The sequence below is a fragment of the Xylanimonas oleitrophica genome, assembly GCF_003244315.1.
In the GTDB taxonomy this organism is placed as follows: domain Bacteria; phylum Actinomycetota; class Actinomycetes; order Actinomycetales; family Cellulomonadaceae; genus Xylanimonas_A; species Xylanimonas_A oleitrophica.
The window spans coordinates 34,552-59,511 of the sequence record NZ_QKWH01000008.1 but is presented as its reverse complement, the minus strand read 5'-3'; the positions used below and the strand labels follow the sequence as shown (position 1 = coordinate 59,511).

At 72.8% G+C, this 24,960-nt stretch carries 22 protein-coding genes and 1 pseudogene; 10 read left to right on the top strand and 13 right to left on the bottom strand.

Annotated elements, in window-relative coordinates; all coding sequences use genetic code 11:
• Positions 1-26 precede the first annotated feature (26 nt).
• Positions 27-371, top strand: coding sequence for a hypothetical protein (locus DNL40_RS10975; protein ID WP_111251303.1), 345 nt, complete (start codon positions 27-29; stop codon positions 369-371).
• A 47-nt stretch (positions 372-418) separates the two neighbouring features.
• Here the strand turns inward: DNL40_RS10975 and DNL40_RS10970 are convergent, their stop codons facing one another.
• On the bottom strand, positions 419-1,765 hold the full coding sequence (locus DNL40_RS10970; protein WP_111251302.1) for a PP2C family protein-serine/threonine phosphatase: 1,347 nt from the start codon (positions 1,763-1,765) through the stop codon (positions 419-421).
• 106 nt (positions 1,766-1,871) lie between these two features.
• Between DNL40_RS10970 and DNL40_RS10965 the strand changes: the two genes are divergently transcribed.
• Positions 1,872-2,279, top strand: a complete 408-nt coding sequence (locus DNL40_RS10965; RefSeq protein WP_146252076.1) for a hypothetical protein — start codon at positions 1,872-1,874, stop codon at positions 2,277-2,279.
• Here DNL40_RS10965 and DNL40_RS10960 read toward each other — a convergent pair.
• Both DNL40_RS10960 and DNL40_RS10955 read right to left on the bottom strand, forming a co-directional pair.
• A complete protein-coding gene (locus DNL40_RS10960) occupies positions 2,255-3,388 on the bottom strand; it encodes a mannonate dehydratase (RefSeq protein ID WP_111251300.1) in 1,134 nt (377 codons plus the stop codon). The two genes, DNL40_RS10965 and DNL40_RS10960, sit on opposite strands and share 25 nt — an antisense overlap.
• A 73-nt stretch (positions 3,389-3,461) precedes the next feature.
• Positions 3,462-4,469, bottom strand: coding sequence for a LacI family DNA-binding transcriptional regulator (locus tag DNL40_RS10955; RefSeq protein WP_111251299.1), 1,008 nt, complete (start codon positions 4,467-4,469; stop codon positions 3,462-3,464).
• A gap of 114 nt (positions 4,470-4,583) precedes the next feature.
• On the opposite strand from DNL40_RS10955, the gene uxaC reads away from it, so the two are divergent.
• Both uxaC and DNL40_RS10945 read left to right on the top strand, forming a co-directional pair.
• Positions 4,584-6,086, top strand: coding sequence for a glucuronate isomerase (gene uxaC, locus DNL40_RS10950; protein WP_111251298.1), 1,503 nt, complete (start codon positions 4,584-4,586; stop codon positions 6,084-6,086).
• Between the two features lie 5 nt (positions 6,087-6,091).
• Positions 6,092-8,191, top strand: coding sequence for an alpha-glucuronidase (locus tag DNL40_RS10945; RefSeq protein ID WP_111251297.1), 2,100 nt, complete (start codon positions 6,092-6,094; stop codon positions 8,189-8,191).
• Between the two features lie 73 nt (positions 8,192-8,264).
• Here the strand turns inward: DNL40_RS10945 and DNL40_RS10940 are convergent, their stop codons facing one another.
• The 6 genes and pseudogenes from DNL40_RS10940 to DNL40_RS10920 form a co-directional block, all read right to left on the bottom strand.
• Positions 8,265-9,041: a glycosyltransferase gene (locus DNL40_RS10940; RefSeq protein ID WP_146252075.1), complete on the bottom strand. Its 777-nt coding sequence runs from the start codon at positions 9,039-9,041 to the stop codon at positions 8,265-8,267.
• 1 nt (position 9,042) lies between these two features.
• The gene (locus tag DNL40_RS10935) at positions 9,043-10,347 is read right to left on the bottom strand and encodes a GH39 family glycosyl hydrolase (protein ID WP_342766647.1); all 1,305 of its coding nucleotides are present in this window, start codon (positions 10,345-10,347) and stop codon (positions 9,043-9,045) included.
• 91 nt (positions 10,348-10,438) lie between these two features.
• Positions 10,439-10,591, bottom strand: a pseudogene (locus tag DNL40_RS16950) (GH39 family glycosyl hydrolase); the annotation flags it as partial.
• Positions 10,592-10,671: 80 nt separating this feature from the next.
• Complete coding sequence (locus DNL40_RS10930) at positions 10,672-12,321, bottom strand: ABC transporter substrate-binding protein (protein WP_111251295.1); 1,650 nt, start codon at positions 12,319-12,321, stop codon at positions 10,672-10,674.
• A 61-nt stretch (positions 12,322-12,382) separates the two neighbouring features.
• Positions 12,383-13,321 (bottom strand): carbohydrate ABC transporter permease, encoded by a 939-nt coding sequence (locus DNL40_RS10925; protein WP_425450775.1) that lies wholly within the window; start codon positions 13,319-13,321, stop codon positions 12,383-12,385.
• Positions 13,315-14,304 (bottom strand): ABC transporter permease, encoded by a 990-nt coding sequence (locus DNL40_RS10920; protein ID WP_111251294.1) that lies wholly within the window; start codon positions 14,302-14,304, stop codon positions 13,315-13,317. The genes DNL40_RS10925 and DNL40_RS10920 overlap by 7 nt, the downstream gene beginning before the upstream one ends.
• A gap of 329 nt (positions 14,305-14,633) precedes the next feature.
• Here DNL40_RS10920 and DNL40_RS10915 point away from each other — a divergent pair, with 329 nt between their 5' ends.
• The 3 genes from DNL40_RS10915 to DNL40_RS10905 all read left to right on the top strand — a co-directional run bounded on the left by DNL40_RS10915 (position 14,634) and on the right by DNL40_RS10905 (position 17,460).
• A complete protein-coding gene (locus tag DNL40_RS10915) occupies positions 14,634-15,677 on the top strand; it encodes a LacI family DNA-binding transcriptional regulator (RefSeq protein ID WP_111251293.1) in 1,044 nt (347 codons plus the stop codon).
• A 70-nt stretch (positions 15,678-15,747) separates the two neighbouring features.
• On the top strand, positions 15,748-16,752 hold the full coding sequence (locus DNL40_RS10910; protein ID WP_111251292.1) for an NAD-dependent epimerase/dehydratase family protein: 1,005 nt from the start codon (positions 15,748-15,750) through the stop codon (positions 16,750-16,752).
• A gap of 39 nt (positions 16,753-16,791) precedes the next feature.
• Positions 16,792-17,460, top strand: a complete 669-nt coding sequence (locus tag DNL40_RS10905; protein ID WP_111251291.1) for an HAD hydrolase-like protein — start codon at positions 16,792-16,794, stop codon at positions 17,458-17,460.
• Between the two features lie 237 nt (positions 17,461-17,697).
• Here DNL40_RS10905 and DNL40_RS10900 read toward each other — a convergent pair whose 3' ends face one another.
• Positions 17,698-20,259, bottom strand: coding sequence for an ATP-dependent Clp protease ATP-binding subunit (locus tag DNL40_RS10900; RefSeq protein WP_111251290.1), 2,562 nt, complete (start codon positions 20,257-20,259; stop codon positions 17,698-17,700).
• A gap of 290 nt (positions 20,260-20,549) precedes the next feature.
• Here DNL40_RS10900 and DNL40_RS10895 point away from each other — a divergent pair, with 290 nt between their 5' ends.
• Positions 20,550-21,185, top strand: a complete 636-nt coding sequence (locus DNL40_RS10895; protein ID WP_111251289.1) for a hypothetical protein — start codon at positions 20,550-20,552, stop codon at positions 21,183-21,185.
• A 200-nt stretch (positions 21,186-21,385) separates the two neighbouring features.
• The gene (locus DNL40_RS10890) at positions 21,386-22,276 is read left to right on the top strand and encodes a universal stress protein (RefSeq protein WP_111251355.1); all 891 of its coding nucleotides are present in this window, start codon (positions 21,386-21,388) and stop codon (positions 22,274-22,276) included.
• A 78-nt stretch (positions 22,277-22,354) separates the two neighbouring features.
• Here the strand turns inward: DNL40_RS10890 and DNL40_RS10885 are convergent, their stop codons facing one another.
• A complete protein-coding gene (locus DNL40_RS10885) occupies positions 22,355-22,990 on the bottom strand; it encodes a pentapeptide repeat-containing protein (protein WP_245885851.1) in 636 nt (211 codons plus the stop codon).
• Entirely contained in the window at positions 22,987-23,454 is a 468-nt protein-coding gene (locus DNL40_RS10880; protein WP_111251288.1) for a hypothetical protein, read from the bottom strand. Before DNL40_RS10880 ends, DNL40_RS10885 begins: the two co-directional genes overlap by 4 nt.
• Positions 23,455-23,560: 106 nt before the next feature.
• Between DNL40_RS10880 and DNL40_RS10875 the strand changes: the two genes are divergently transcribed.
• The gene (locus DNL40_RS10875; protein ID WP_111251287.1) at positions 23,561-24,121 is read left to right on the top strand and encodes an alpha/beta hydrolase family protein; all 561 of its coding nucleotides are present in this window, start codon (positions 23,561-23,563) and stop codon (positions 24,119-24,121) included.
• Between the two features lie 94 nt (positions 24,122-24,215).
• On the opposite strand, the gene def is transcribed toward DNL40_RS10875, so the two are convergent.
• A complete protein-coding gene (gene def, locus DNL40_RS10870) occupies positions 24,216-24,902 on the bottom strand; it encodes a peptide deformylase (RefSeq protein ID WP_111251286.1) in 687 nt (228 codons plus the stop codon).
• Positions 24,903-24,960 lie beyond the last annotated feature (58 nt).

Sequence of the window (24,960 nt, the reverse complement as noted above, 5' to 3'; positions counted from 1 at the left end):
GAAGCGCCACTCGGACGGGAGCGGTCATGTCTGGCATCAGCATCAGCGCGAGCTCGACCAACCTCGGGAAGGTCGCGGCCGTCAGCGAGGCGTCGGGAGGATCTCCGGCGCAGCGAGCGTACGACAGAGCGCTCAAGCGCCTGGACGAGGCGCAGAAGAAGCTGGCTCAGGACGTGCTCGAGCGCGCCCCGGAGGAGGTCGTCAAGGTCAGCGAGGCGCGGGTCGAGGCAGCGGCCGCGGCCCTCCAGGCGGCCGCAGCCGCCGTGGCCCACGAGCAGGCGGACGCGCAGCGAGCCCAGCAGGCAGAGGTCGGTCAGGGCGTGCCCGCTCCGGAGCCTCGGCGTGGCAGTGAGGTCGACGTGTACGCCTGACCTGCCGGCGTGCTCGTCCCTCGCGGACGGCAGCCAGGTCCGCGAGGTCAGCCCCGGCGCAGCACAAGCAGCGTGGCGTCGTCTGCCGAGCCCGGGTCGCGCGTCGAGCGCACGACGTCGTCGACGTCCGCGGCCGAGCCAGCCCGGAACGCCCGCTCCAGCCGGGACAGCCCCACCCGGATCGACTCGCCGCGCCGCTCCACGAGGCCGTCGCTGTAGAGCACCAGCGCCCCGCCGTCGGGCACGTCCAGACGGACCGCCGGCGGCCGCTCGGCGGCGATGCCGAGCGGCGGTGCGTCGGCACGCGGCCCCCACGTCGCCTCGCCTCGCGGCCCGACGACGAGCAGCGGCGGGTGGCCGAGCGAGACGTGCTCGACCTGCCCGGTGGCGGGGTCGAGCAGGGCCACCACCACGGTGGCGACCTCGCCGGGCAGCGTGAGTGCCGCGATCTCGCAGAGCCGCTCGGCCGCCGCCGCGATGTCCTGCGTCGTCATGAGCGCGGCCCGCAGCGTGTTGCGCAGCTGCCCCATCGTGGCCGCCGCCTGGAGGCCGTGCCCCGTGACGTCGCCGACCACGAGCGCGACCTTGCCGGTGGGCAGCAGGAGGGCGTCGTACCAGTCCCCGCCCACGAGCCCTGCCCCGGCGGCGTCGTAGCGAGCCTGGAGGTGCCAGCCGTCGACGGCGGGCATCTCGCCCGGCAGCAGGCTGCGCTGCAGGGCCTCGGTGGCCCGCACCTCCTTGCGACCGCGCAGGTACAGGGCCTCGACGAGGTGACCGCGCAGCGCGACGGCGTCGTCGACGTCCCGCTCGGACCACGTGGCCGGCGGCTGGTGGCGCAGCCACACCAGGGCCTGCCCGTCGGGCAGCGCGATCCCCAGGACGGCGAGCACGCCCGGGAGCGAGGCGGCGATGCCGGGGGCGGTGACGGCCATGTCGTGGGCCACCACCACCTCCTCGTCGCGGGAGCCGACCCACTCGAGCACGGCGGACACGCCCTCGTCGCCGGGCACCTCTCCGACCGTGGTGACGCGACCCTCGGCCCGCACGATCGCGCCGTCGGCGCCGACGAGGCGACGCGTCCACCCGGAGCGGGTCAGGGCGATGCCCAGGGGCACGGACTCGTCGCGCGAGTCGGCGGCGAGATGGGCGAGCACGCGCTCGCGGCGACGGGCGTCGTCCTCCCGCTCGGCGATGCTCGCGGCGACCTGCCGCGCGGCGATCGTCTGGTGGGTGAGGGCGTCGACGAACTCCTTGACGTGCCGCACCGCGACGTCGTGGACCTCGGCAGGGGTCACCGCCGCGTCGAGCTCGGCGAGAGCACGCCGCTCGACGTCTCGGATCGCTTCGATCGCCAGCGGCGCCCGCTCGGGGCCGGGCGGGACGATCGGGGTCACGCGCCCTCCTCGAGGTGTTGCCGGAGGCGTCAGATTACCTGACGACCCTGTCCGGATCTTCGGGTTCCTGTCGTGTCACGGCTCGTGTCGCACCAGCGCCCCGGACGTGGCGACGACGGCAGTGCACGGGCACCTCGACGGGCCCGTGGGGGAACCGGGCGGTCTCGACGAGCTCGACGCTCCCCGGCGCACCCCCGGAACCCGGGGTGACCAGGCCGAGCATCACCCTGCCGCTCGTGGCCCCCAGGTCGACGGCGGCGAACGCTGCCGGCCTCTGCCCGCCGGTCTGCGCGCTCACCGCAGGAACGCCGCGGCCACGCCGGCGTCGACCGGCACGTGCAGCCCGGCGGTGCGCCAGCCCACCCACGCTCTCCGGGAGAGCGCCGCCGAGCTGCTGCTGCGCGGCCCGGACGCCACCCCCGAGCAGGTGGTGTTCCAGCCGGAGCTGGTGGTGCGCACCTCCAGCGGCGGGCCGGTGGGCGGCCCGGCTCAGCGCGGCGAGGGCGCCTCGTAGCGGCAGGCGTCCCACACGCCCAGCAGGTACTGGATGCCCAGCGCCCGGTCGTAGAGCCCGTAGCCCGGGCGCGGCCTGTTGGTGGTGTTCTCGTCCCACAGGTGGCGGCCGTGGTCGGGGCGCACGTAGCCCTGGTACCCGGCGTCGGCGTAGGCCTTCATGATGCCGACGGTGTCGATCGAGCCCTCGCAGGCCCGGTGCGCCACCTCGGTGAAGTCCCCGTTGGGGAAGTGCTTGATGTTGCGCACGTGCGTGAAGTGGATGCGGTCCATGAACGTCTTCACGGCGTCGACCGGGTCGGAGTCCGGGTTCGAGCCGAAGGAGCCCAGGCACAGGGTCAGCCCGTGGTACGGCGAGTCGTTCAGGGACAGCACCCGGGCCAGGTCCTCCTTGCGGGAGACGACGCGGGGCCAGCCGAAGATGTCGAACGCCGGGTCGTCCGGGTGCACGCCGATCTTGACGTCGTACTCCTCGCAGGTGGGGATGATCGCGTCGAGGAAGTACTCGTAGCTGGCGTACATGTCCTCGCGCGTGACGCCGACGTACGCCTCCTTGAGCTCCTGGAACGACGCCAGCCGCTCGGGCTCCCAGCCCGGCAGCGTGAGGCCGCCGTCGCCCAGGTGCATCGACTCGATGAGCGACTCGGGCGTCATCAGGTCCACCACGGCCTTCTCGTAGAACAGCGCCGTGGAGCCGTCGGGCAGCGGGTGGAACATGTCGGTGCGCAGCCAGTCGAAGACGGGCATGAAGTTGTAGCAGACCACCTTGACGCCGGCCCGCCCGAGCCGCTCGATGGTGGTGACGTAGTTGGCGATCGCCTCGTCGCGGCTCATGCCCAGCACCGTCTTGCCGAGCTTGATCGACTCGTGCACGTTGACGGACTCGACCACCTCGGCGTCGAACGTCTTGGTGATGCCGCGCGCCCGGTGCTCGTCGGTGAGGCCGGTGATGGCGGCGATCTCGGCGGCGATCTCCGCCTCCTCCCAGACCTCGCCGGCCTGCTTGTGGTGCAGCGACCAGACGATGGTCTCGACCCCCGGGACCTGGCGGACCTGGTCCAGCGAGACGGTGTCGTTGCCCTCGCCGTACCAGCGGAAGCCCATCTTCATGTGCGGTTCTCTCTCCTCGGTGAGATCGGTGCCCGTCGTCGTCGACGGGCTCGCGGTGCGGGGCCGGCCGGCCTCAGCCGGGCGGCAGCAGGGACGCGGCGGGCGCGGTGGACTCGCGCACCACCAGCCGGGCCGGCAGGAGCGTGTCCGTGGCGGGCTCGCCGTCGGCGCCGCCCGCCCCGGCGAGGCGGCGCACGAGGAGGTCGGTGGCCTGCCGCCCGACGCCGCGCAGGTCGGTGTGCACGCTGGTGAGGCTGGGCGTGACCAGGTGGGCCAGGAACGTGTCGTCGAAGCTCACGACGGACAGGTCGTGCGGCACGCGGACGCCGAGGTCCTGGACGCGCCGCACGAGCCCCACGGCGACGACGTCGTTGAACGTGATCGCGGCGGTGGCGCCGGACGCGACGACGACGCCGGCGGCCGCGGTGCCGCCCTCGACGACGGGCCGGTGCGGGCCGAACGTGAGGATCTCCAGGTCGGGGCGGTGCCGGCCGGCCTCCGCCAGCGCCGCGCGCCGCTGCTCGTCGGACCACGACGTCGTGGGGCCGCCCACGTAGGCGATGCGCCGGTGGCCGAGGGCGTGCAGGTGCTCGACGGCGAGCTCGATGCCGGCGGTGTTGTCCGACCCGACGGAGACGGTGCCGTCGATGCGGTGGTTGACGACGACGACGGGCTTGGCGCCCACGACCTCGCGGTCTCCGGTGACGTCGCGGGGAGAGCACAGGACGACGCCGTCCGTCTGGTGGGCGAGCCCACGCAGCAGCTCGGCCTCGATCTCGGGGTCCTCCTCGGAGTCCACGACGAAGACGCCGAGGCCGTGCTCGCGCGCCCGCTCGGCCACGCCCTTGGTGACGGCGGCGAAGTACGGGTTGGACAGGTCGGGGACGAGGAGCCCGAAGGTGCCGGTGCGCCCGGCCCTCAGGCCGCTGGCGGCGCGGTTGGGCAGGTAGCCGAGCTCGGCGGCCACGGTGGCCACGCGCTCGCGCGTGGAGGCGGCGACCTTGTCCGGCGCGGTCAGGGCGCGCGAGACTGTCGAGATGGACACGCCCGCGGCGCGGGCGACGTCACGGACGGTGACCACGGCGGCCCCTCTGCGTCGGCTCGGACGGGATGAAAACGTTCCCAGCGGAGCCTACCTCCATGCTACCGGCGCTGTCACCGGGTGAGATGGAGCGCGCACCAGCCTGACGGCGCTATGCTGCAAACGTTCTCATCAACGACGTACGAGGAGCACAGCGACGTGACCCCTACCGACGCCGGTCCGTGGACGCTGCACGAGGACCGCGCCCTGCCGGCCGACCCGACCACGAGGCCGATCGCCCACGAGATCTACCAGGCGGTCAAGGACCTGCCGATCGTCTCGATGCACGGCCACGTGCCCGTGGAGTGGTTCGCCGACGACTCCCCCTTCCCCGACCCGGCCCAGCTGCTCGTGGTGCCCGACCACTACCTGCTGCGCATGCTCGTGTCCCAGGGCGAGACCCTGCCGCGCCTGGGCGTCGGCCCGGTGCCCGGCGCCGCCGGGGACGCCGAGGCCGCCGAGAGCGACCCGCGGGAGATCTGGCGCCGCTTCTGCGCCGGGTGGAAGCACTTCCGCGGCACCCCCACCCGGTTCTGGATGGAGACGGAGCTCGTCGAGATCTTCGGCGTCACCCAGCGCCCGTCGGCCGAGACGGCCGACGCGATCTACGACCAGATCGCCTCGGTCATCGCCGACCCGTCGTTCCGCCCCCGCGCGCTGCTCGACCGGTTCGGCATCGAGGTCATCGGCACCACCGACCCCGCCTGGTCCTCCCTCGAGCACCACGACCGCCTGGTGGCCGACGGCGAGCGCCGCGTGCTGCCCACGTTCCGCCCCGACCCCGTGTACACGATCGACTCGCCCACCTTCGCGGCCGACGTCGAGCGCACGGGCGCCGCCGCGGGCGTCGACGTCACCTCCTACGCCTCCTACCTGGAGGCGCTGCGCGTCCAGCGCCAGCGGTTCAAGGAGGCCGGCGGCCTGGCCACCGACCACGGGCACCACCTGCCCGACACCACGCCGCTGCCCGCCGACGACGCCGCGCGCCTGTTCGACAAGGCGATGCTCGTCGCCCGCGGCGGCGACCCGGTGACCGGCGCGGAGGCGGCGGCGTTCAGCGCGCACATGCTGTTCCAGACGGCGGCCATGGCCGCCGAGGACCACCTGGTGATGCAGATCCACCCCGGGGTGGAGCGGGGGCACGCCTCGGCGGAGACCCGGGTCTTCGGGGCCGACAAGGGGTACGACATCCCGTTCGCGATCGACTTCACCCGGTCGTTGCGGCCGATGCTGGACGCGTTCGGCCACCACCCGGGCTTCCGCACGATCGTGTTCACGATCGACGAGGACACCTACAGCCGCGAGCTGGCCCCGATGGCGGGCGTGTACCCGGCGATGCGGCTGGGCGCACCGTGGTGGTTCCTCGACTCCCCGGAGGCCATGCGGCGGTTCCGCGAGGCGGCCACCGAGACCGCCGGGTTCTCCAACATGTCGGGCTTCGTGGACGACACGCGCGCGTTCTGCTCCATCCCGGCACGCCACGACCTGGCGCGCCGGGTCGACGCCGGCTACCTGGCCCGCCTGGTGGCCGAGCACCGGCTCGAGCTCGACGAGGCGGTCGACACCGCCGCCGACCTCGCCTACCGCCTGCCCCTGCTCTCCTACGCGAAGGCCTGATCCGCATGAGCTCCCCCGCAACCGCCACCGGCTTCCCGGTGGTGGACCCGTCCGTGCACGCCGCGTGGCTGCCGGACGCCGCCCTCGCCCCCCTCGGTTCGCGCCGGGTCGCCGTCGTCGTGCCCGACGGCGGCGCCCCCGACGTCGTCGCCCAGACCGTGCGCGACGAGGTGGCTGCGGCGACCGCCGCGCACGGCGGCGCCGTCGTCGACCCGCAGCAGGCGGGCACGGCCGACGTCGTGCTCGCCGTGCGCGCCTCGACCGGCGCCCCTGCCGGCGCCCCTGCCGGGTCCGCCGCAGCGGACCCGGAGGCGTTCACGCTCACCCGGGCCCTGGGCATGGTCACGGTCACGGCGACGACGTCGCACGGCCTGCTCCACGGCCTCTTCCACCTGGTGCGGCTCGGGGAGCACGCCTTCACCGACCCGGACGGCACGTGGACCCACGCCCCCACCACCGCGCTGCGGATGCTCGACCACTGGGACAACGTGGCCGTCCACCCCGTCATGGGGCAGGTGGAGCGCGGCTACTCCGGCGGCTCGATCTTCTACGACGACGGCCAGGTGCGTGCCGACCTCACACGGGTGGCGCAGTACTCCCGCCTGCTCGCGGCGTCGGGCATCAACCGCGTGGCGATCAACAACGTCAACGTGGGCCCGCGCGAGTCGCTCCTGCTCACCGACGACCTGGACGAGGTGGCCCGCATCGCCGCGGCGTTCCGGCCCTACGGCATCCGCACCCACCTGTCGGTGAGCTGGGCCTCGCCCGTGCGGCTCGGCGGCCTGACGACGTCGGACCCGCTGGACGAGGACGTGCGCGCGTGGTGGCGGGCCGCCGCCGACCGGGTGTGGGCCACGATCCCCGACTTCGGCGGGTTCGTGGTCAAGGCCGACAGCGAGGGCCAGCCCGGCCCGTTCGCGTACGGCCGCTCGCACGCCGACGGCGCCAACATGCTCGCCGCGGCCGTCGCCCCGCACGGCGGCCTGGTCCACTGGCGCGCCTTCGTCTACGACCACACGCAGGACTGGCGGGACCGCAAGACCGACCGCGCCCGGGCCGCGTACGACCACTTCGCCCCGCACGACGGCGAGTTCGCCGACAACGTGATCGTGCAGATCAAGCACGGCCCGCTCGACTTCCAGGTGCGCGAGGCCGTCTCCCCCGCCATCGCCGCGCTGCCCCGCACCCGGCTGGCCGCCGAGTTCCAGGTGACCACCGAGTACCTGGGCCACCAGAAGCACGCCGTGTACCTGGGGCGCATGTGGAGCGAGCTGCTGCGCTTCCCGTACTGGGGCGAGGGCTCGGCCACGATGGCCGACGTCGCGGCGGGCAGGCACCCGGAGTCGGACGGCACGGGCGGCGACGGGACGCGCGCGGGCGGGTTCGCCGCCGTGTCCAACGTCGGCGACGACGTCTTCTGGACCGGCCACCCCTTCGCCCAGGCGAACCTCTACGCGTGGGGCCGCCTCACCTGGGACCCCACCCTGGACCCGATCGGGATCCTCGACGAGTGGGTCTCCCTGACGTTCCCGGGCGCGGACCCGCGCGTCCGCGAGACGGTGCACGCCGTGCTCGACGAGTCGTGGGAGACGTACGAGCGGTACACCGCGCCGCTGGGCGTGTGCTTCATGGTCAAGCCGCACACCCACTACGGCCCCGACCCGGACGGCTACGAGTACAGCCCGTGGGGCACCTACCACTTCGCCGACCGCGACGGCGTGGGCGTGGACCGCACCCGGGCGACGGGCACCGGGTTCACCGGCCAGTACCCGGCCCCCTGGCGGGACGTCTACGAGTCGCTGGAGACGGTGCCCGACGAGCTGCTGCTCTTCTTCCACCACGTCCCCTACGGCCACGTGCTCCGCAGCGGCAAGACGGTGATCCAGCACGTGTACGACACCCACTTCGAGGGTCTCGAACGGGTGCACGCCGCCGTCGAGGCGTGGCAGGCCGCAGCCGACGCGTTCCCGCCCGACGTCGCCGAGCGGGTCACCGAGCGGTTCGCGGAGCAGGTGCGCTCGGCCACCGACTGGCGGGACGTCGTCAACACGTACTTCTTCCGCAAGTCCGGGATCCCGGACGCCGCCGGGCGCACCATCTACTGACCGGCGGGGACCTCCGAGGGCCCGCACCCCTGTCGGGTGCGGGCCCTCGGACGTCGGGCGGGGGCGCGTGCGGTCAGGCGGCGGTGCCCCCGCCGTCCTCCTGCTGCACGGCCTGCGGCACCGTGAACCGGCGCGCCACGTCAGCCACCAGCGGGCGGGCGTTGCCCAGCAGGAAGCCCAGCCACACCACGGTGAACAGCCACAGCACGGCCTCCGTCGTCGTCCACACGACACCGATCGCCACCACCACCAGGGCGAGCAGCCCCACCGTGACCCGCCACTGCCGGGCGATGTAGAACACGGCCAGCCGCAGCACGTCCCGGCCACGGAAGCTGAAGAACGTCGCGATCGTCAGGGCGTTGAGCGCCCACAGCACCACGAGCACGCCGATGACGACCAGCACGCCCGCGTACGTCAGGGGCACGCCCGCGGCACCGAGGTTGGCCAGGCTGCCCGCGAGCACGGCGAGCACCACCATGGGCGGGGTCCACGCCTTGAGGGAGTCGGCCCAGCCGAGGCGCAGCCCGCGCAGGAACGAGCGGGCGGGAGTCAGGCCCTCGCTGCGGGTGCGGTCGCGCAGCGCGTACAGGCCGGCCGAGAGCACCGGCCCGTACAGCACCAGGCACAGCGGCACCAGCAGCACGTTGCCCGCCGAGCGGCCCAGGAGCAGGAGCAGCAGCACCGCCGGCAGGGACCCCACGTTCATCAGCGCGCCCACGACCATGTACCAGTACACGAACGCCGTGGCACGCCCCAGAGTGCCGGAGCCGAAGCCCGGCTCGGTCGGCGTGGTGGCGGGCTCGTCCCCCGGGTCGGGCTGCGGGACGGCGGGTCGCGGGGAGGTGCTCACGTCACCCACCGTACGGGCCACGCCCCAGGATGCGGCCGTCGTCGAGCCACTCGGGCGTCTCGTCCACCACCGGGTCGATCTCCAGCAGGGTCACCCCGTGGCGGCCCAGCGTGACGTCCAGGCGCACCCGGCCGTCCACCACGGGCAGTGTGGTGTGCGAGCGCACCGGCTCGGCGGCCTCGCGCAGCGCGTCCTCCTGCCGGTGCGTGGGCGAGGCGGGCCGGCCCATGCGCTGCCACGCCGTGAACGCGTTGCCGCGCTCCTCGTCGGTGTCGGACCGGTGCACGTACGCGGCGGCCGGCAGTCGGCCGGGGCGGGCAGCAGCCGGCCCCACCGGTACGGACAGGCTCAGCTCGTGGCGCTCCGGCTCGACCGGGTCGTCGGTGCCGCCCACCGGCTGCCACGCCAGCACGGTCACCCGGCCCGCGGCGTCCCGGGTGACCAGGTGGTCGTCCCCGCGCGCCAGCACGTCGGCGCCCATGCGCGCCATGAACGCGTACAGGTGGTACGTCGGCTTCTTGATCTGGCGGTGGGTGAGCATCCCGAACCCGCCGTGGAAGATCGACGTGGGGATGTTCTCCTCCTCGAAGACGTCGCAGAACGTCCAGTAGGAGAACGAGTCGACGACGTCGCCGCCCGCCGCGAGCACCGGAGCCAGGTAGGCGGCGTTGTACGCCGTGTCGTGCACCGGGTTGTCGGGCCGGTAGCTGGTGTTGAACTCCGTGACGTGCACCGGCTTGCCCGCCAGCACCGTGCCGGCCAGGAGCTTTCCCGGCGTCGCGAACTGCTCCAGCAGGCTCTCCGGGCGCCGCAGCGTCTGGTACACGCCGAACGGCACGTGCTGAGCCGGGCCGCTCGTGTACGCGTGGAACGAGACGAAGTCCGTCGGCAGGTCGCGGCGGGCCACGAAGTCCGCGAACGGCGCCCACCAGTCGTCCGCGCCGGGCGAGATCGCCGGGCCGCCCACCTGCAGGTCCGCGTCCACCTCCTTGAGCGCCAGCACCGTGGTCTCGTACAGCCGGAAGTACGCCTCCTGGTCCGCGCCCTGCCAGAAGTTCACCAGGTTGGGCTCGTTCCACACCTCCACCGGCCAGGTGCGCACCTCCTCGATGCCGTACCGGTCCACCAGGTGCCGCAGCACCGCCTGCACCAGGGCCGCCCACTGCCGGTGGTCCGCCGGCGGCGTCACGTTGCCCTTCCACCAGAACACCGTCTGGTCGCCCGACGCCAGGCCCGAGGGCATGAAGCCCAGCTCCAGGAACGGCTTGATGCCCACCTCCAGGTAGGCGTCCACCACCTGGTCCACGTACGTGAAGGCGTACCGGGTACCCGAGCGACCCCCCCACGTCGTACGGGCGGTGCACCCCGACGTCGTCGGACAGCAGGCCGTGCCCCCGGACGTGCCGGAAGCCGATCTCCTCCTGCACCAGCGCGAGCGACTCCTGGTAGTCGGCCCGCAGGGCCAGGTTGAAGCGGCCGGTGCCGACGCAGGCGCGCCAGGCGTCCGACAGGACTCCCGCCGGCGTCGACGGGACGAGGATCGTGCTCACGGTGAGGCTCCTTCGGTGGGGAGAGCGGGACGGGGCGGGGACCCGAGTCCCCGCCCCGTCCGTTCAGACGTGCTCGAGCGTCACTGCGCGCGCTCGGCGGCGCCGTTGACGATCTCGACGTACCGGTCCATGCCGGCCGCCTGGAGCTCGGCCACGTAGGCGTCCCACTGGTCGAGCGGGCGCTCGCCCAGGATGAAGCGCGCCGTGTTCGTCATGACGACGTCCTGGAGGTTCGTGCGCAGCAGCGCCGACTCCTCACGCTCCAGCTCGTCCATCGGGATGCCGGGGCCCGGGTCCGCGACCTCCTTCTCGTTCATCGCTTCGAGGAACTCGACGGCCTCAGGAGCCAGCGTGGACTGCACGAGGTCCGCGGTGGAACCGTGGGCAAGGACCCAGACGCCGTTGTAGAAGCCGAAGTCGGTGTTGAGGAGCTTGCGGTCCTCGCCCGGGTTCAGGCCGTTCCAGTCGACGTCCGCGGCGAGCTGCCGCGTGCCGTCGGCGTCCTTGGTGAACGTCTCGCCCTCCACGCCCCACTTGGCGAACTCGAGGCCCTCGTCGCTGAAGTACTGCCAGTCGACGTACTGCAGCAGCGCAACGAAGTCGTCACGGTCCAGCGCCTTGGACGCGATGGCCACGCCGGACTCGAACTGCGCCCCCGTGGTGGCGTCCATGCGGTCGCCCGCCGGGCCGGCCGGGACCACGATCTGCTTGAGCACGGCGTCGGTGTTGCCCGCCTCCTGGAGACCGGTGCGGTAGGCGTTGATCTCCTGGTCGTTGGCGCCCAGGGCCGCCACCCTGCCGGTGGTGAGCTTCGCCTTGGCCGGGTCGTCCTCCTGCGTCAGACCCTCCGGGTCGAGCAGGCCGTCGGCCACCAGGCTGTGGAAGTACGTGACGAGGTCCTTGTACTCCTCGGAGGCACCGGTGTACTCGAACTCCGAGCCGTTCCAGGTCACGCCGTCGCCGTAGCCCCAGCCGGCCTCGGTGCCGAAGTTGCCCGCCGCGGCCTGCAACGTGGCCTCCATGGGGCCGTTGATGGACCAGCGCTCGGTGTACGGGTACTGGAGCTCCGGGTGCTGCTCCTTGATGACCTGGAGCTGCTCCTTGAACTCGTCCCACGTCTTCGGGTCCTCGAGCCCGGCGGCGTCCCACCAGTCCTTGCGGATCGCGATCGAGTACTGCGGCCTGGGCTGCTCGTGCAAGCCGGGCAGCACGTAGAACTTGCCGTCGTCGCCGCGGGTGCGGTCCAGGTCGTCCTGCAGACCCCACTTCTCGATCTTGTCCATGAAGTTGGGCAGGTAGTCGAGGTAGTCCGAGACCGGGAGCAGCGCGCCGCCCGCGGTCAGCGTCTCCACGTCCGCGATGTACGTCGACGGGATGATGTCGGCAGCGTCGCCCGAGCTGATGAGCAGCGAGCGCTTCTGCTGCCAGTCCGCGAGCGGCACCGACTGGTAGTCGAACGTGACGTTCCGGTCTTCCTCGAGGTGCTTGACGATCGACCAGTCCGCCTTGAACGGGTAGTTCGGGTGGTCGCGGTACATGAGGCCGAACTTCACCGGCTCGGTGGCCTTGAAGCTCGTGCCGACGCCGTAGTCCTCCATGGCGCCCTTCATCTTCCCCGACAGGTCGGCGGGGTCGCCCCCCTCGGCGCCCGCCCCCGACGAGCACGCCGCCAGCGTGACGGCCAGGGCGGCCGCGGCGCTCGCCGCGACGGCCTTGTTGCGGATCTTCATTGTTCCCTCCGGTGTGAACGTCGTCGTTCGGATCAGTCGGTGGTCGGTGGTGCGGGGTGCCTCAGCCCTTGACGGAGCCGAGCATCACGCCCGAGACGAAGTACTTCTGGATGAACGGGTACAGGCACACGATGGGCAGCACCGTCAGCAGCGTGGTGACCGCCTTGACGTTGGCCCCGACCTGGACGGCGATGTCCGACAGGCCCTCTCCCGTGCCCGTGGCACCGGCGATGATGTTCCGCAGGAACACCGTGACCGGGTACATGCTCGGGTTGTCCATGTAGAGGAACGCCTGGAACCACGAGTTCCAGAACGCCACGGCGTAGAACAGGATCATCGTGGCGATCACGGCCTTGCTCAGCGGCAGCACGATGCGCAGGAAGATCCCGTACGTGGACAGCCCGTCGATCGCCGCGGCCTCCTCCAGCTCGGTCGGGAAGTTCTCGAAGAACGACTTCATGACCAGCAGGTTGAAGACGCTGATCGCCTGCGGCAGCACGATCGCCCAGATGGTGTTCTTGAACCCGAGAGCGCTGATGAGCACGTAGTTGGGGATCAGGCCGCCGGTGAAGAACATGGTGAACAGCGCCAGGCCCACCAGGAAGGTGCGGCCCTTGAGGTGCTTCTTCGACAGCACGTAGGCGAACGTCGTGGTCAGCACCATGGCGATCGCCGTGGCCAGCACCGTGTACACCACCGTGTTGCGGTAGTTGATCCAGAACATCTCCTGCGAGACGACGCTCTGGAGCGTGGTGGTGTTGAACCCGACGGGCCAGGCGAACACCTCACCGCCACGGATCGCGGCCTCTGAGCTGAAGGCGCGCGCCGCGAGGTTGAGGAACGGGTAGAGCGTGAGCGCGCCGACGACGGTCAGGGCGACGATGTTGAACCACGTGAACACGCGGTAGCCGGCCGTCGCCTTGACGGTGGTCGTGGTGCTGCGCACCTTCGCGAGGTCAGGGGTCTGCTGGACCGGGTCCAGCTCGGTCGTGGTCACCACAGGGAGCTCCCGGTCAGTCGGCGCGAGATGGTGTTGGCGGACAGGACGAGCGCGAGACCGATGAGCGCCTCGAACAGGCCGATCGCGGTGGCGTAGCTCAGCTGCCCGGACTGCAGGCCCACGCGGTAGATGTACGTCGAGATGACGTCGGCGGTCTGGTAGGTCAGCGGGTTGTAGAGGAGGAAGATCTTCTCGAACCCGACCGCCATGAACTGGCCGATGTTGAGGATGAGCAGCACCATCATCGTGGGCCGGATGCCGGGCAGCGTGACGTGCCAGGTCTGCTTCCACCGGTTGGCGCCGTCGATGCGTGCGGCCTCGTAGAGCTGCTCGTCGATGGTGGTCAGCGCGGCGAGGTAGAGGATCGTGCCCCAGCCGACGGTCTGCCAGACCTCGGACGAGATGTAGATGGTGCGGAACCAGTCGGCCCGCTGCATGAACGAGATCGGGTCGCCGCCCACCGCGCGGATGATCGCGTTGATCGTGCCGTCGAGCGAGGTGAGCTCGTAGACGAAGCTCGCCACGATGACCACCGACATGAAGTGCGGCAGGTAGCTGACCGTCTGGATGGCCTTCTTGAACCACCGCACGCGCACCTCGTTGAGCATGAGCGCGAGGATGATCGGCAGCGGGAAGACGATCAGGAGCGAGAGGCCGCCGATGATGACGGTGTTCTGGAAGACCTCCCAGAACTTCGCGTCCTGGATGAACCGCTGGACGTAGTAGAAGCCGGCCCACTCTTCGCCGAAGATCGAGCCGCCCGGGCGGAACCGGCGGAACGCGATGACGTTGCCGAGCATCGGCACGTAGCGGAAGAGCAGCAGGAAGACGACGGGCAGGATCGCCAGCGTGTACAGCTGCCAGTCCCGGCGCAGCGCACGGCGCCAGGTGTCCCGGTTGCGCACCGGAGCGGGTGCCAGGGGCGCATCCCCCGTCAGCACGTCCCTGTTCGGGGGGACGGCCGTGCTGAGTGACGACGACATCGGTGTCCTTCCGTCGCGACACCGCGACGCGCGTCCGCAACGGTGCGGAAGAGCCACGTCCTCGTGGTGTCTCGAAACTATCGGCGGGCTGCCGATCGCTTGACACCGGGGACACTACGGGCGGCCCCAGGGGGCGTCAACCCATGATGGGAACGTTTGCGGTCACGGTATGGTCACGCTCTCCAGGACCGGCAGAAACACCCTCCCGGGGCTCGGCGCGCTGCCCGCACCCCACGCGGCGGCGCTGGTGTACGGTCGCCGCATCGAAAGTTGCGGCGGCCTGCCGACACGTCAGCGCCGACGCACCTGTCCCAGGAGCCCGAGGCACGATGACGTCCCAGACCTCCCCACCCGCCAGCACGACCGGCACCCCCACGATCGCCGAGATCGCGCGCGAGCTCGGCGTCTCCGTCCCCACCGTCTCCAAGGTGCTCAACGGCCGCGCCGACGTCGCCGCGGCCACCCGCGAGCGCGTCGAGGCGGCTCTCGAGCGGCACGCCTACCGGCGCCGTCGGCGCCCCGCCCGGCCACCGGTGGGAGCCGGGCTGGTCGACCTCGTCTTCCACCGGCTCGGGTCCACCTGGGCGATGGAGATCATCCGCGGCGTCGAGGCCGCGGCCGCCGAGCGCCGCACCAGCGTGATCCTGTCCCAGCTCGGCGGCGAGCACCGCCCGCCGGCCACCTGGCTCGAGGCCACCCTGGCCCGGCCGCCGCTCGGCGTCCTGCTCGTGGCGTCCCGGCTCACCGACGCCCAGCAGGGCGTGCTGCGCAGCCGCTCCATCCCCGTCGTCGTCATCGACACCGACGGCGAGCCGCCGGCCGACGTGCCCACCGTGGGGTCAGACAACTGGAACGGCGGCCTGGCCGCGACCCGCCACCTGCTCGGGCTGGGCCACCGCCGCATCGCCGTCGTCACCGGACCCGCCGACATGCTGTGCTCCCGGGCCCGGGTCGACGGGTTCCGCAGCGCCCACGAGGAGGCGCGGGTGCCGCACGACCCGGCCCTGGTGCGCGGCGGCAACTTCTACGTCGAGGCCGGCTACCACGCCGGGCTCGACCTGCTCTCACGCCCCGACCGGCCCACCGCGATCTTCGCCGGGTCGGACATGCAGGCCCTGGGCGTGCTGCGCGCCGCCCGCGAGCTCGGCCTGGACGTGCCGCGGGACCTGTCCGTGGTGGGCTACGACGACCTGCCGCTCGCGGAGTGGACGGCTCCCGCGCTGACCACGGTGCGCCAGCCGCTGCACGACATGGGTGTGATGGCCACGCGGATGCTGCTCGACCTGGTGGACGGGCAGGCTCAGCCGGTGCGCCGGGTCAACCTCAGCACGGAGCTGGTGGTGCGAGGGTCGACGGCTCCCCCGCCCCCCTGAGCGTCGAAACGTTGCGACCCGAGAGGTGGCACCCCTGGCCGTGACGCCCTGCCGGGTCCAGGATGAGCCCATGACCACCCGCAAGCCCCTCTCCGTCCTGTTCGTGGGCGGCAGCGGCATCATCAGCCACGCCAGCGTCGCGCGCGCCGTCGCGCTCGGCCACCGCGTCACCGTGCTCAACCGCGGCCGCTCCTCGCAGCGGCCCGTGCCCGACGACGTCGAGACCCTCGTCGCCGACGCGACCGACCACGACGCCGTGGACGCCGCGCTCGCCGGCCGCGACTTCGACGTCGTCGCCCAGTTCCGCGCCTTCACGCCCGACCACGTGGCCCGGGACGCCGAGCGGTTCGCCGGCCGCACCGGCCAGTACGTGTTCATCAGCTCCGCGTCGGCCTACCAGAAGCCGCCGGCCCGGGTGCCCGTCACCGAGTCCACGCCTCTGGTCAACCCGTTCTGGCAGTACTCGCGCGACAAGATCGCGTGCGAGGACGTGCTGGTGCGGGCGCACCGCGAGCACGGCTTCCCCGTCACGGTGGTGCGGCCCTCGCACACCTACGACCGCACGCTCATCCCCACCACCGGCGGCTGGACCGACGTCGCCCGCATGCGCGCGGGCAGGCCCGTCGTCGTGCACGGCGACGGCACCTCGCAGTGGACGCTCACGCACACCGACGACTTCGCCGTCGGGTTCGTCGGGCTGCTCGGCCACCCCCTCGCCGTCGGCGACACCTTCCAGATCATGGGCACCCACGCGCCCACCTGGGACCAGGTCTACCGCTGGCTCGCTGCCGCTGCCGGTGTCGAGGAGCCCGAGCTCGTGCACGTGGCGAGCGAGACCGTCGCGCGCGTGCTGCCCGACGTCGGACCCGGCCTGCTCGGCGACAAGGCGCACTCCATGGTGTTCGACTGCTCCAAGCTCCAGGCGCTGGTGCCCGAGTTCGGCACCACCGTCACCTACGACCAGGCCGCCGTCGAGCAGGTCGCGTGGTACGACGCGCACCCGGAGGCGCAGCGGGTGGACGAGGTGCTGGACGCCGGGTTCGACCGGCTCGTGGAGCACGCCCGCTCGCTCTGACCCGCCCGCCCCGGCGGGAGCCGCCCGTAGGGTGCTGGGGTGACCGCCTCACCCCAGCACCCTCTCGTCCTGCTCGACCTCGACGGCACGCTCATGGACTCCGCGCCCGGGATCCTCGCGTCCGTCACCCACGCGTACCGCACGCTCGGCCTGCCCGTTCCCGACGCCGCCACCCTGCGCTCGTTCGTCGGCCCGCCCATCACCGAGTCCTTCCCCTCCCACGGCGTGCCCTCGGAGCAGGTGGAGGAGGCCATCAAGCTCTACCGCGCCGACTTCGCCGAGACGGGCATGTGGGACAACTCCGTGTTCGACGGCGTCCCCGCCCAGCTCGAGCGGCTGCGTGACGCCGGCTGCACCCTCGCCGTCGCCACTTCCAAGCCCGAGGTGTTCGCCCGGCCCATCACCGAGCGGTTCGGGCTCGCTCCCCTGGTCGACGCCGTCTTCGGCGCCCCGCTCGACGAGCAGGGCACCAAGGCCGACGTCATCGCCAAGGCCCTCGCCACCCTCGGGCGCACACCGGCCGACGGGCCCGCGCTCATGGTGGGCGACCGCGAGCACGACGTCGTCGGCGCCCGCGAGCACGGCATCGACTGCCTCGGCGTCACCTGGGGCTACGCCGCCCCGGGAGAGCTCGAAGAGGCCGGCGCCGTCGCGGTGCTCGACGACGTCGATCAGCTCGCCGAGCAGGTGCTGCGGCTCCTGGGCTGACCTCCCCGGCCCAGCGGTAGCGGTACAGCCGCACCCGCTGGACGGCGAACCCGCCCCGACAGCGGGCGCACGTGGCGCGCCAGGCGCGCCCGCGCTCGACCCTGGCACGACGACGGCCCCGGCCCTCCCGAAGGAGGACCGGGGCCGTGCGTGGTCCGGGCGGCCGAGGTCACCGCTGCCGAGCCGGCAGATGACCGCGCGGCTCAGCAGGGCAGGTGGCTCAGCACACCCGGTGCGTCACTCGGCGCCGGCAGCCAGCTCGCCCGTGGGCGGCAGGTCGGTGCCACCCGTGCGCGGCACGTCCGTGCCCGACGGCGCACCCACGGCGACCGGCTCGCGGTCCGCGGGCTTGGGCTCGCCACGGAACGTGAACTCGCCCAGGATGCCCTCGCCCTCGCCGTCGACCACCACGAGGTCGCCCGGCTTGAGGTCGCCGAACAGGATCTTCTCGGACAGCGTGTCCTCGATCTCCCGCTGGATCGCCCGCTTGAGCGGACGCGCACCGAGCACCGGGTCGTAGCCCTTCTCGGCCAGCAGCGTCTTGGCGGCCGGGGTCAGCTCGATCGCCATGTCCTTGTCGCGCAGGCGGCGGTCCAGCTTGGCGATCTCCAGGTCGACGATCTGGATGATCTCGTCCTGCGTGAGCTGCGGGAAGACCACCACGTCGTCGACGCGGTTGAGGAACTCGGGGCGGAAGTGCGTCTTCAGCTCCTCGTTGACCTTGGCCTTCATGCGCTCGTACGAGGTCACCAGGTCACCGCCGGCGTTGAAGCCGGTCTGGACGCCCTTGGCGATGTCCCGCGTACCGAGGTTGGTCGTCATGATGATGACGGTGTTCTTGAAGTCCACCACGCGACCCTGCGAGTCGGTGAGGCGGCCGTCCTCGAGCACCTGCAGCAGCGAGTTGAAGATGTCCGCGTGGGCCTTCTCCACCTCGTCGAACAGGACCACGGAGAACGGACGGCGCCGCACCTTCTCGGTGAGCTGCCCACCCTCGTCGTAGCCGACGTACCCGGGCGGGGAGCCGAACAGGCGCGAGACCGTGTGCTTCTCCGAGAACTCCGACATGTCGAGCTGGATGAGCGCGTCCTCGTCCCCGAAGAGGAACTCGGCCAGCGCCTTGGCCAGCTCGGTCTTGCCGACGCCCGTGGGGCCGGCGAAGATGAACGACCCACCGGGGCGCTTGGGGTCCTTGAGGCCCGCACGCGTACGGCGGATGGCCTGCGACAGCGCCTTGATCGCGGCCTCCTGGCCGACGACGCGCTTGTGCAGCTCCTCCTCCATGTGCAGCAGGCGGCTGGACTCCTCCTCGGTCAGCTTCACGACCGGGATGCCCGTGGACATGGCCAGCACCTCGGCGACCAGCTCCTCGTCCACCGTGGCGACGGTGTCGAGGTCCCCGGAGCGCCACGCCTTCTCCATGTCGGCGCGCTTGGCGGCGAGCTGCTTCTCCTTGTCGCGCAGCCCGGCAGCCTTCTCGAAGTCCTGCTCGTCGATCGCGGACTCCTTCTCCCGGCGGGCCTCGGCGATCTCCTCGTCGAGGACCTTGAGCTCGGGCGGAGCCGTCATGCGGCGGATGCGCAGGCGCGCGCCCGCCTCGTCGATCAGGTCGATCGCCTTGTCCGGCAGGTAGCGGTCGTTGATGTACCGGTCGGCCAGCGTGGCGGCCGAGACCAGCGCGCCGTCCGTGATGGAGACGCGGTGGTGCGCCTCGTACCGGTCGCGCAGGCCCTTGAGGATCTCGATGGCGTGCACCAGGGACGGCTCGGCCACCTGGATGGGCTGGAAGCGACGCTCCAGGGCCGGGTCCTTCTCGACGTACTTGCGGTACTCGTCGAGCGTGGTGGCACCGATCGTCTGCAGCTCGCCGCGGGCCAGCATCGGCTTGAGGATCGAGGCGGCGTCGATCGCTCCCTCGGCGGCACCCGCACCGACGAGGGTGTGGATCTCGTCGATGAACAGGATGATGTCGCCACGGGTGCGGATCTCCTTGAGCACCTTCTTCAGGCGCTCCTCGAAGTCACCGCGGTAGCGCGAGCCCGCCACCAGGGCACCCAGGTCCAGCGTGTAGAGCTGCTTGTCCTTGAGCGTCTCGGGCACGTCGCCGCGCACGATGTCCTGGGCCAGGCCCTCGACGACGGCCGTCTTGCCGACGCCGGGCTCGCCGATCAGCACCGGGTTGTTCTTGGTGCGGCGGGACAGCACCTGCATGACCCGCTCGATCTCCGTGGAACGCCCGATGACCGGGTCCAGCTTGCCCTCGCGGGCGGCCTGCGTCAGGTTGCGGCCGAACTGGTCGAGCACGGCCGAGCCCGAGGGCTGGCCCTCCTGCGGCCCGCCGGCGGCCACGGGCTCCTTGCCCTGGTAGCCGCTGAGCAGCTGGATGACCTGCTGGCGCACCTTGTTGAGGTCGGCGCCCATCTTGGTGAGCACCTGGGCGGCCACGCCCTCACCCTCGCGGATGAGGCCGAGGAGGATGTGCTCCGTGCCGATGTAGTTGTGACCGAGCTGCAGCGCCTCGCGCAGCGACAGCTCCAGCACCTTCTTGGCACGCGGCGTGAACGGGATGTGCCCGCTCGGGGCCTGCTGGCCCTCGCCGATGATCTCGGTGACCTGCGTGCGCACGCCGTCGAGCGAGATGCCCAGCGACTCCAGCGCCTTCGCGGCCACGCCCTCACCCTCGTGGATGAGGCCGAGGAGGATGTGCTCGGTGCCGATGTAGTTGTGGTTGAGCATCCTCGCCTCTTCCTGGGCGAGGACGACGACCCGACGGGCTCGGTCCGTGAAACGTTCGAACATGTGCTGCTCCCTCACGAGCGGCGTACCTGCGCACGCGTCGGATTCCTGCGTCTCAAGAACGACGGCGACAGCCTGACCGCTACGACTCTATGCGGTCCCAACGAGGCCAACCCCCGGGATCTGCCCGTGTTCGCCAGGGGCGTGAATCCGCACCCCCGCTCAGGACGGCGCCGCGCGCGCCGGCGCACGTCGCGGGACCGAGCGGCGCGGACGGTTGACCCGGTCCGCGCACGGATGCACGCTCGGAGCGGGTGCCGCGAGGCCCCGCCGGACCGACCGCAGGGGGACCCATGGAGGAACGGCACACCAGCGGGCACCGCCCGTGGGACGAGCTCGTCGCCCGCTTCACCCGCACGCCGGGCGTGGTGGGCGAGGTGGAGGACCCGCTCACCTGGGGCCTCGACCTGGAGGAGGAGACGGTCACGGGCGACGGCCAGGAGGACGACCCGACCTCGGGCCGGTTCCTGCGCGCCTACCGCAGCTTCGCCGGCGAGGCGCTCGAGGTGGAGACGCTGCACGCGCCCTGCCCGCCCGAGACGGTCGAGGACGTCGTGCGAGCGGCGGCCTCCGGAGCGCTGGCCGCGCCGCTGCACGCCGACCTGCGCGCCCCGGTCGAGGCGCCGTCGGACGCCCCGGACGAGGGGCCGGACACCCCCGACTTCGCCGAGGCGTACCAGGACTACCGCAGCGCGATGCGCGCCATCGTCGAGACCGTCGACGAGGTGCCGCTGACCGAGGGAACGTTCGTCGTGGACGCCGCGCCAGTGCCGTGCGTGCGCGTCCAGGCGCGCGGCGTGGTGGCGCTCTACGCCGAGGTCAGCGGCCGGGCGCTGGTGGTGACCGGCCCCGCCGACCTGGTGGACCGCGCCGGCGTCGTCATGCGGCCGGTGCGCAGCATCCTGCAGGGCGAGGGCCCGCGCGACTGAGGCCCCGCGCCCCGGGGCAGCGCCGTGCGGACGGCCGTGCGGACGGCGCTGCGCGCGGGGCCCTCGGGCCGGGCACGCGGGGCAGCCGCACCGGACGTGCGATCTGGCCGCGACATTCGCCCCACAGGGTGCGCGCGTGCACCTATGCTGCGCAGAGAGCGCCCTGGCGGGCGGTCGACGACGACGGGGAGGACTCGGCGATGCGTGGCGTCGTGGTGGGTGTGAGCGGGTCGGCGGAGGCAGAGGCCGCCCTGGACTGGGCCCTGACGGAGGCGGCGTCCCGGCAGGTCCCCCTGACCGCGGTGCTCGCATGGACCGGCCCCCGGGGTGTGCAGCCCAGCGAGTACCAGGACGAGCTCGAGCGCCGGCGGGAAGACCTGCTCGGGCTGCTCGACGCCTCGTGCCGCCGCACCTCCCTGGGTCTGGACGTCAGCGCCCAGGTGGTGGAGGGCGACCCGACGGACGCTCTCCTGAACGCGGGCGAGGACGCCGACCTGCTGGTGCTCGGCCGCCGGCGGCGCGGCCGTCTGGGCCGGCTCGTGCTGGGCTCCGTGTCGTCCGAGGTGGTGGAGCGCGCCGAGGTGCCCGTGACCGTGGTGCGGGTCGACGCCGGTGCCGGGGACGACGACGGGCAGGGTGGCACCGACCCTGGGTCCCCCCAGGAGGGCCCGGCCCGTGTCGTCGTCGGCGTCGACACCTCCGGCCCCTCCGTGCTGGCGCTGCAGCACGCGGCCGAGGTCGCCGCCCGCACCGGGGCGGTGCTCGACGCCGTCTTCGCCTGGCAGATCACCACGCTCGCGCCGCTGCCCGGCTCGTGGGGCTACGCGCCGCCGCTCGACGAGTACGAGGCGTTCGCCGCCGAGCGGCTCGACGAGGTCATCGCCGAGGCCGGCGTCGATCTGCCGGAGGACCGCCTGGTGCGCAACGTGGTGCACCGCTCCCCCGCCACCGCGCTGATCGAGGCGTCGGCGGGCGCCGAGCGCGTCGTCGTGGGCGCCCGCGGGCTGGGCGGGTTCGACCGGCTGCTGCTCGGGTCGGTGAGCCGGCAGGTGCTCGAGTACGCCTCCGCCCCCGTGACCGTCGTCCGCTGACCCGGCGCGCCGACAGCCCGGCGCGCCGCGCCCGACGCCCGGTACCGCCGGGCCGCAGACCCGTCGCGACGCCGGGCCTCAGCGACCGACGACGACGGCGCCCAGCGCCTCCGCCAGCACCACGGCCTGGTCCGCGTCCACCACCGCCCCCGTCAAGCGTGCCCGCAGCGGGTCCAGCGAGCTCAGGTCGCTGCCTCGCAGGTCGGCACCCCGCAGGTCCGCGTCGGTGAGGTCGCTGCCCGACAGGTCGAGCCCGCGCAGCAGCGCCCCCTCCGCCTTGACTCCGGCGAGGTCGGCCTCGCGGAGGCGGGCGCCCTCCACCCGTACGCGTTCGAGGGACGCCCGGTGCAGGTTGACGAACGACCAGTTGCCGCCCTCGACGTGCAGCAGCCCGAACGTGCAGTCGTCGAACCGGGAGCCGACGAGCTTGGCACGCTCGAACCGGGCGTCGAAGAAGCTGCAGCGCCGGAACGTGCAGCCGGTGAACGCGCTGTCCGTCCAGCGGGAGGCGTTGAACCGCACACCGGAGAACACGCAGTCCGTGAAGACGGCGCCGGTGGCGGTGGTCTCGGTGAGGTCGACGTCGGTGAACCGCACCCCCGTGTGCTCGACGCCGGAGAGGTCCTGCCCCCACCAGTCCTCGCCGTGCACCGCCTCGCCCGGTTCCGTGCGGCGGGTCGCCCCGCCGCCCAGCTGCGGCCCGGAGGGCGTCACGCGGCGGCCAGGCGCGAGGGGACGACGCCGGTGGCGACGCCCGCGAGCGTCAGCGCCACGGCGTCCTCCACGATCGCTGCCGGCCAGTCGGGCAGGCCGCGCGAGGCGGACAGACGGCGCCAGCCGTACCCCGCCCACGTCATGGCCGTGGCCCCCAGCACGCCTGCCAGCACCGCCGGCACGGATCGTTCGAGCTGGGCGGCGCCCACACCCCCCGCGACCGCACGCACCAGGGTGCCCCCTCTCGCCACGCGCGACGGCGTCACCGGCAGCTTGTCGCCCACCAGCTCGCCGGCGATCCCGGCCGCCGCAGCCGTCCGCGCCGCCGCGGCCACGCGCGGCGAGCCCGGTGGGCGGACGACGCCGGCGGCCGTCGGCCCCAGGAGCGCGAGCGTGGAGCGCGAGCCCCCGGCCAGCCCGAGGAGCAGGCTGCGGAGGATGACGGGCGGGACGGCGTCGGGCATGCCTCCAGTGTGGGCACCGGCACCGACACCCGCGATCGGGCCGCCCCCGGGGCCTGGCCCGCCGTCGTCCGCACGATCGCCTCTCCCGGCACGGCAGACTGTGCCCATGCCGCAGCCTGCCGGACTGATCCTGACGCCCGGGGCGGGCGCGAGCCGCGACCACCACACCCTGGTCGCCGTCGAGCGCGCCGTCGCCCCGCTGCCCACCGAGCGGCTCGACTTCCCTTACCGGATCGCCGGCAAGCGGATGCCGGACCGCCCGCCGGTCGCCGTCGCGCACCTGCGCGAGGAGGCCGCGCGCTTCGCCGCGGCCCTCGGCACGAGCACGGACCGCCTGCTCCTGGGCGGGCGGTCGTACGGCGGCCGGATGTGCTCGATGGCGGTGGCCGAGGGCCTGCCCGCCGCCGGGCTGGTGCTGCTCAGCTACCCGCTGCACCCGCCCGGCAAGCCCGACCGGCTGCGCGTCGAGCACCTGCCCGCGATCGACGTGCCGGTGCTGCTCGTCTCGGGCGACCGCGACCCGTTCGGCACCCCTGACGAGCTGGCGGAGCACGCCGCCGCGATCCGCGGGCCCGTGACGCTGGTGACCCTCCCGGGCGCGCACGACGTCAAGGGGAAGGACGCCGAGGTCGCGGCCGCCGTCGCCGGCTGGGTCGCCACGCTGTGAGCGAGCGGTGTGAGCCAGCGGTGTGAGCGGCAGCCGTGAGCGGTGTCATGACGAGCGCGCCGGACGTCCCGCGCTCGTCCTGGCACGAGAGGGGTCAGCGCCCGCCCGCGGGCTCCGCCGGGTACTCGGGCGGCGTCTTGCCCATCTCGAGCGCGATCTCCTCGCGCCCCGCCAGGATCTCGGACCGCTCCTCGTCGCGCTGGCGCAGCGCGTCGGCCTGCAGCTCGGGCGACAGGTGGTCCCAGTACAGGGTGCCGTCCAGGTGCTGTGCCTCGTGGATGAAGCAGCGCGCCAGGTAGCCGGTGGCCTCGAGCTGTACCGGGCCACCGTGCTGGTCGACCCCGCGGATCGTCGCCGCGCCCGGGCGCTCCAGCGGCGCGTACGCTCCCGGCACCGACAGGCAGCCCTCGTCCTCCGTCTCCGGCTCGGCGTCCGGGTCGGTCTCGAGCACCGGGTTGACCACGTGGCCCACGTGCCGGTCGCCCTCCTCGTCCGTCAGGTCGTAGACGAAGACCCTCAGGTCCACCCCCACCTGCGGCGCAGCCAGCCCCACGCCCTCGGCCACGTCCATCGTGGTGAACATGTCGTCGATCAGCCGCGCCAGCTCCGGCGTCGAGAACTCGGTCACCGGTCGCGCCGGCGTGTGCAGCACCGGCTCGCCGATCTCCGTGATGCGCAGCGCCCGGCCCCGCTCGGACTCGGGCGCCAGCGCGGGGTAGGCGTCCACGGGCTCACCGAGCAGGTACGTGACGGGCCGGCGTCGGCCGAAGGTCCAAGCCATGCCCCGAGCGTATCCGGGGCTGTGAGGGCCGGCCGCCCCCCGGCCCCGGCCAGGCCCG

Bases quoted from the DNA above. Each gene is read 5' to 3' on its own strand.
- DNL40_RS10975 (WP_111251303.1), top strand. From the start codon at position 27: ATGTCTGGCATCAGCATCAGCGCGAGCTCGACCAACCTCGGGAAGGTC.
- DNL40_RS10960 (WP_111251300.1), bottom strand. From the start codon at position 3,388: ATGAAGATGGGCTTCCGCTGGTACGGCGAGGGCAACGACACCGTCTCG.
- uxaC (WP_111251298.1), top strand. From the start codon at position 4,584: ATGCTGCAAACGTTCTCATCAACGACGTACGAGGAGCACAGCGACGTG.
- DNL40_RS10945 (WP_111251297.1), top strand. From the start codon at position 6,092: ATGAGCTCCCCCGCAACCGCCACCGGCTTCCCGGTGGTGGACCCGTCC.
- DNL40_RS10930 (WP_111251295.1), bottom strand. From the start codon at position 12,321: ATGAAGATCCGCAACAAGGCCGTCGCGGCGAGCGCCGCGGCCGCCCTG.
- DNL40_RS10920 (WP_111251294.1), bottom strand. From the start codon at position 14,304: ATGTCGTCGTCACTCAGCACGGCCGTCCCCCCGAACAGGGACGTGCTG.
- DNL40_RS10915 (WP_111251293.1), top strand. From the start codon at position 14,634: ATGACGTCCCAGACCTCCCCACCCGCCAGCACGACCGGCACCCCCACG.
- DNL40_RS10910 (WP_111251292.1), top strand. From the start codon at position 15,748: ATGACCACCCGCAAGCCCCTCTCCGTCCTGTTCGTGGGCGGCAGCGGC.
- DNL40_RS10900 (WP_111251290.1), bottom strand. From the start codon at position 20,259: ATGTTCGAACGTTTCACGGACCGAGCCCGTCGGGTCGTCGTCCTCGCC.
- DNL40_RS10895 (WP_111251289.1), top strand. From the start codon at position 20,550: ATGGAGGAACGGCACACCAGCGGGCACCGCCCGTGGGACGAGCTCGTC.
- DNL40_RS10890 (WP_111251355.1), top strand. From the start codon at position 21,386: ATGCGTGGCGTCGTGGTGGGTGTGAGCGGGTCGGCGGAGGCAGAGGCC.
- DNL40_RS10880 (WP_111251288.1), bottom strand. From the start codon at position 23,454: ATGCCCGACGCCGTCCCGCCCGTCATCCTCCGCAGCCTGCTCCTCGGG.
- DNL40_RS10875 (WP_111251287.1), top strand. From the start codon at position 23,561: ATGCCGCAGCCTGCCGGACTGATCCTGACGCCCGGGGCGGGCGCGAGC.
- def (WP_111251286.1), bottom strand. From the start codon at position 24,902: ATGGCTTGGACCTTCGGCCGACGCCGGCCCGTCACGTACCTGCTCGGT.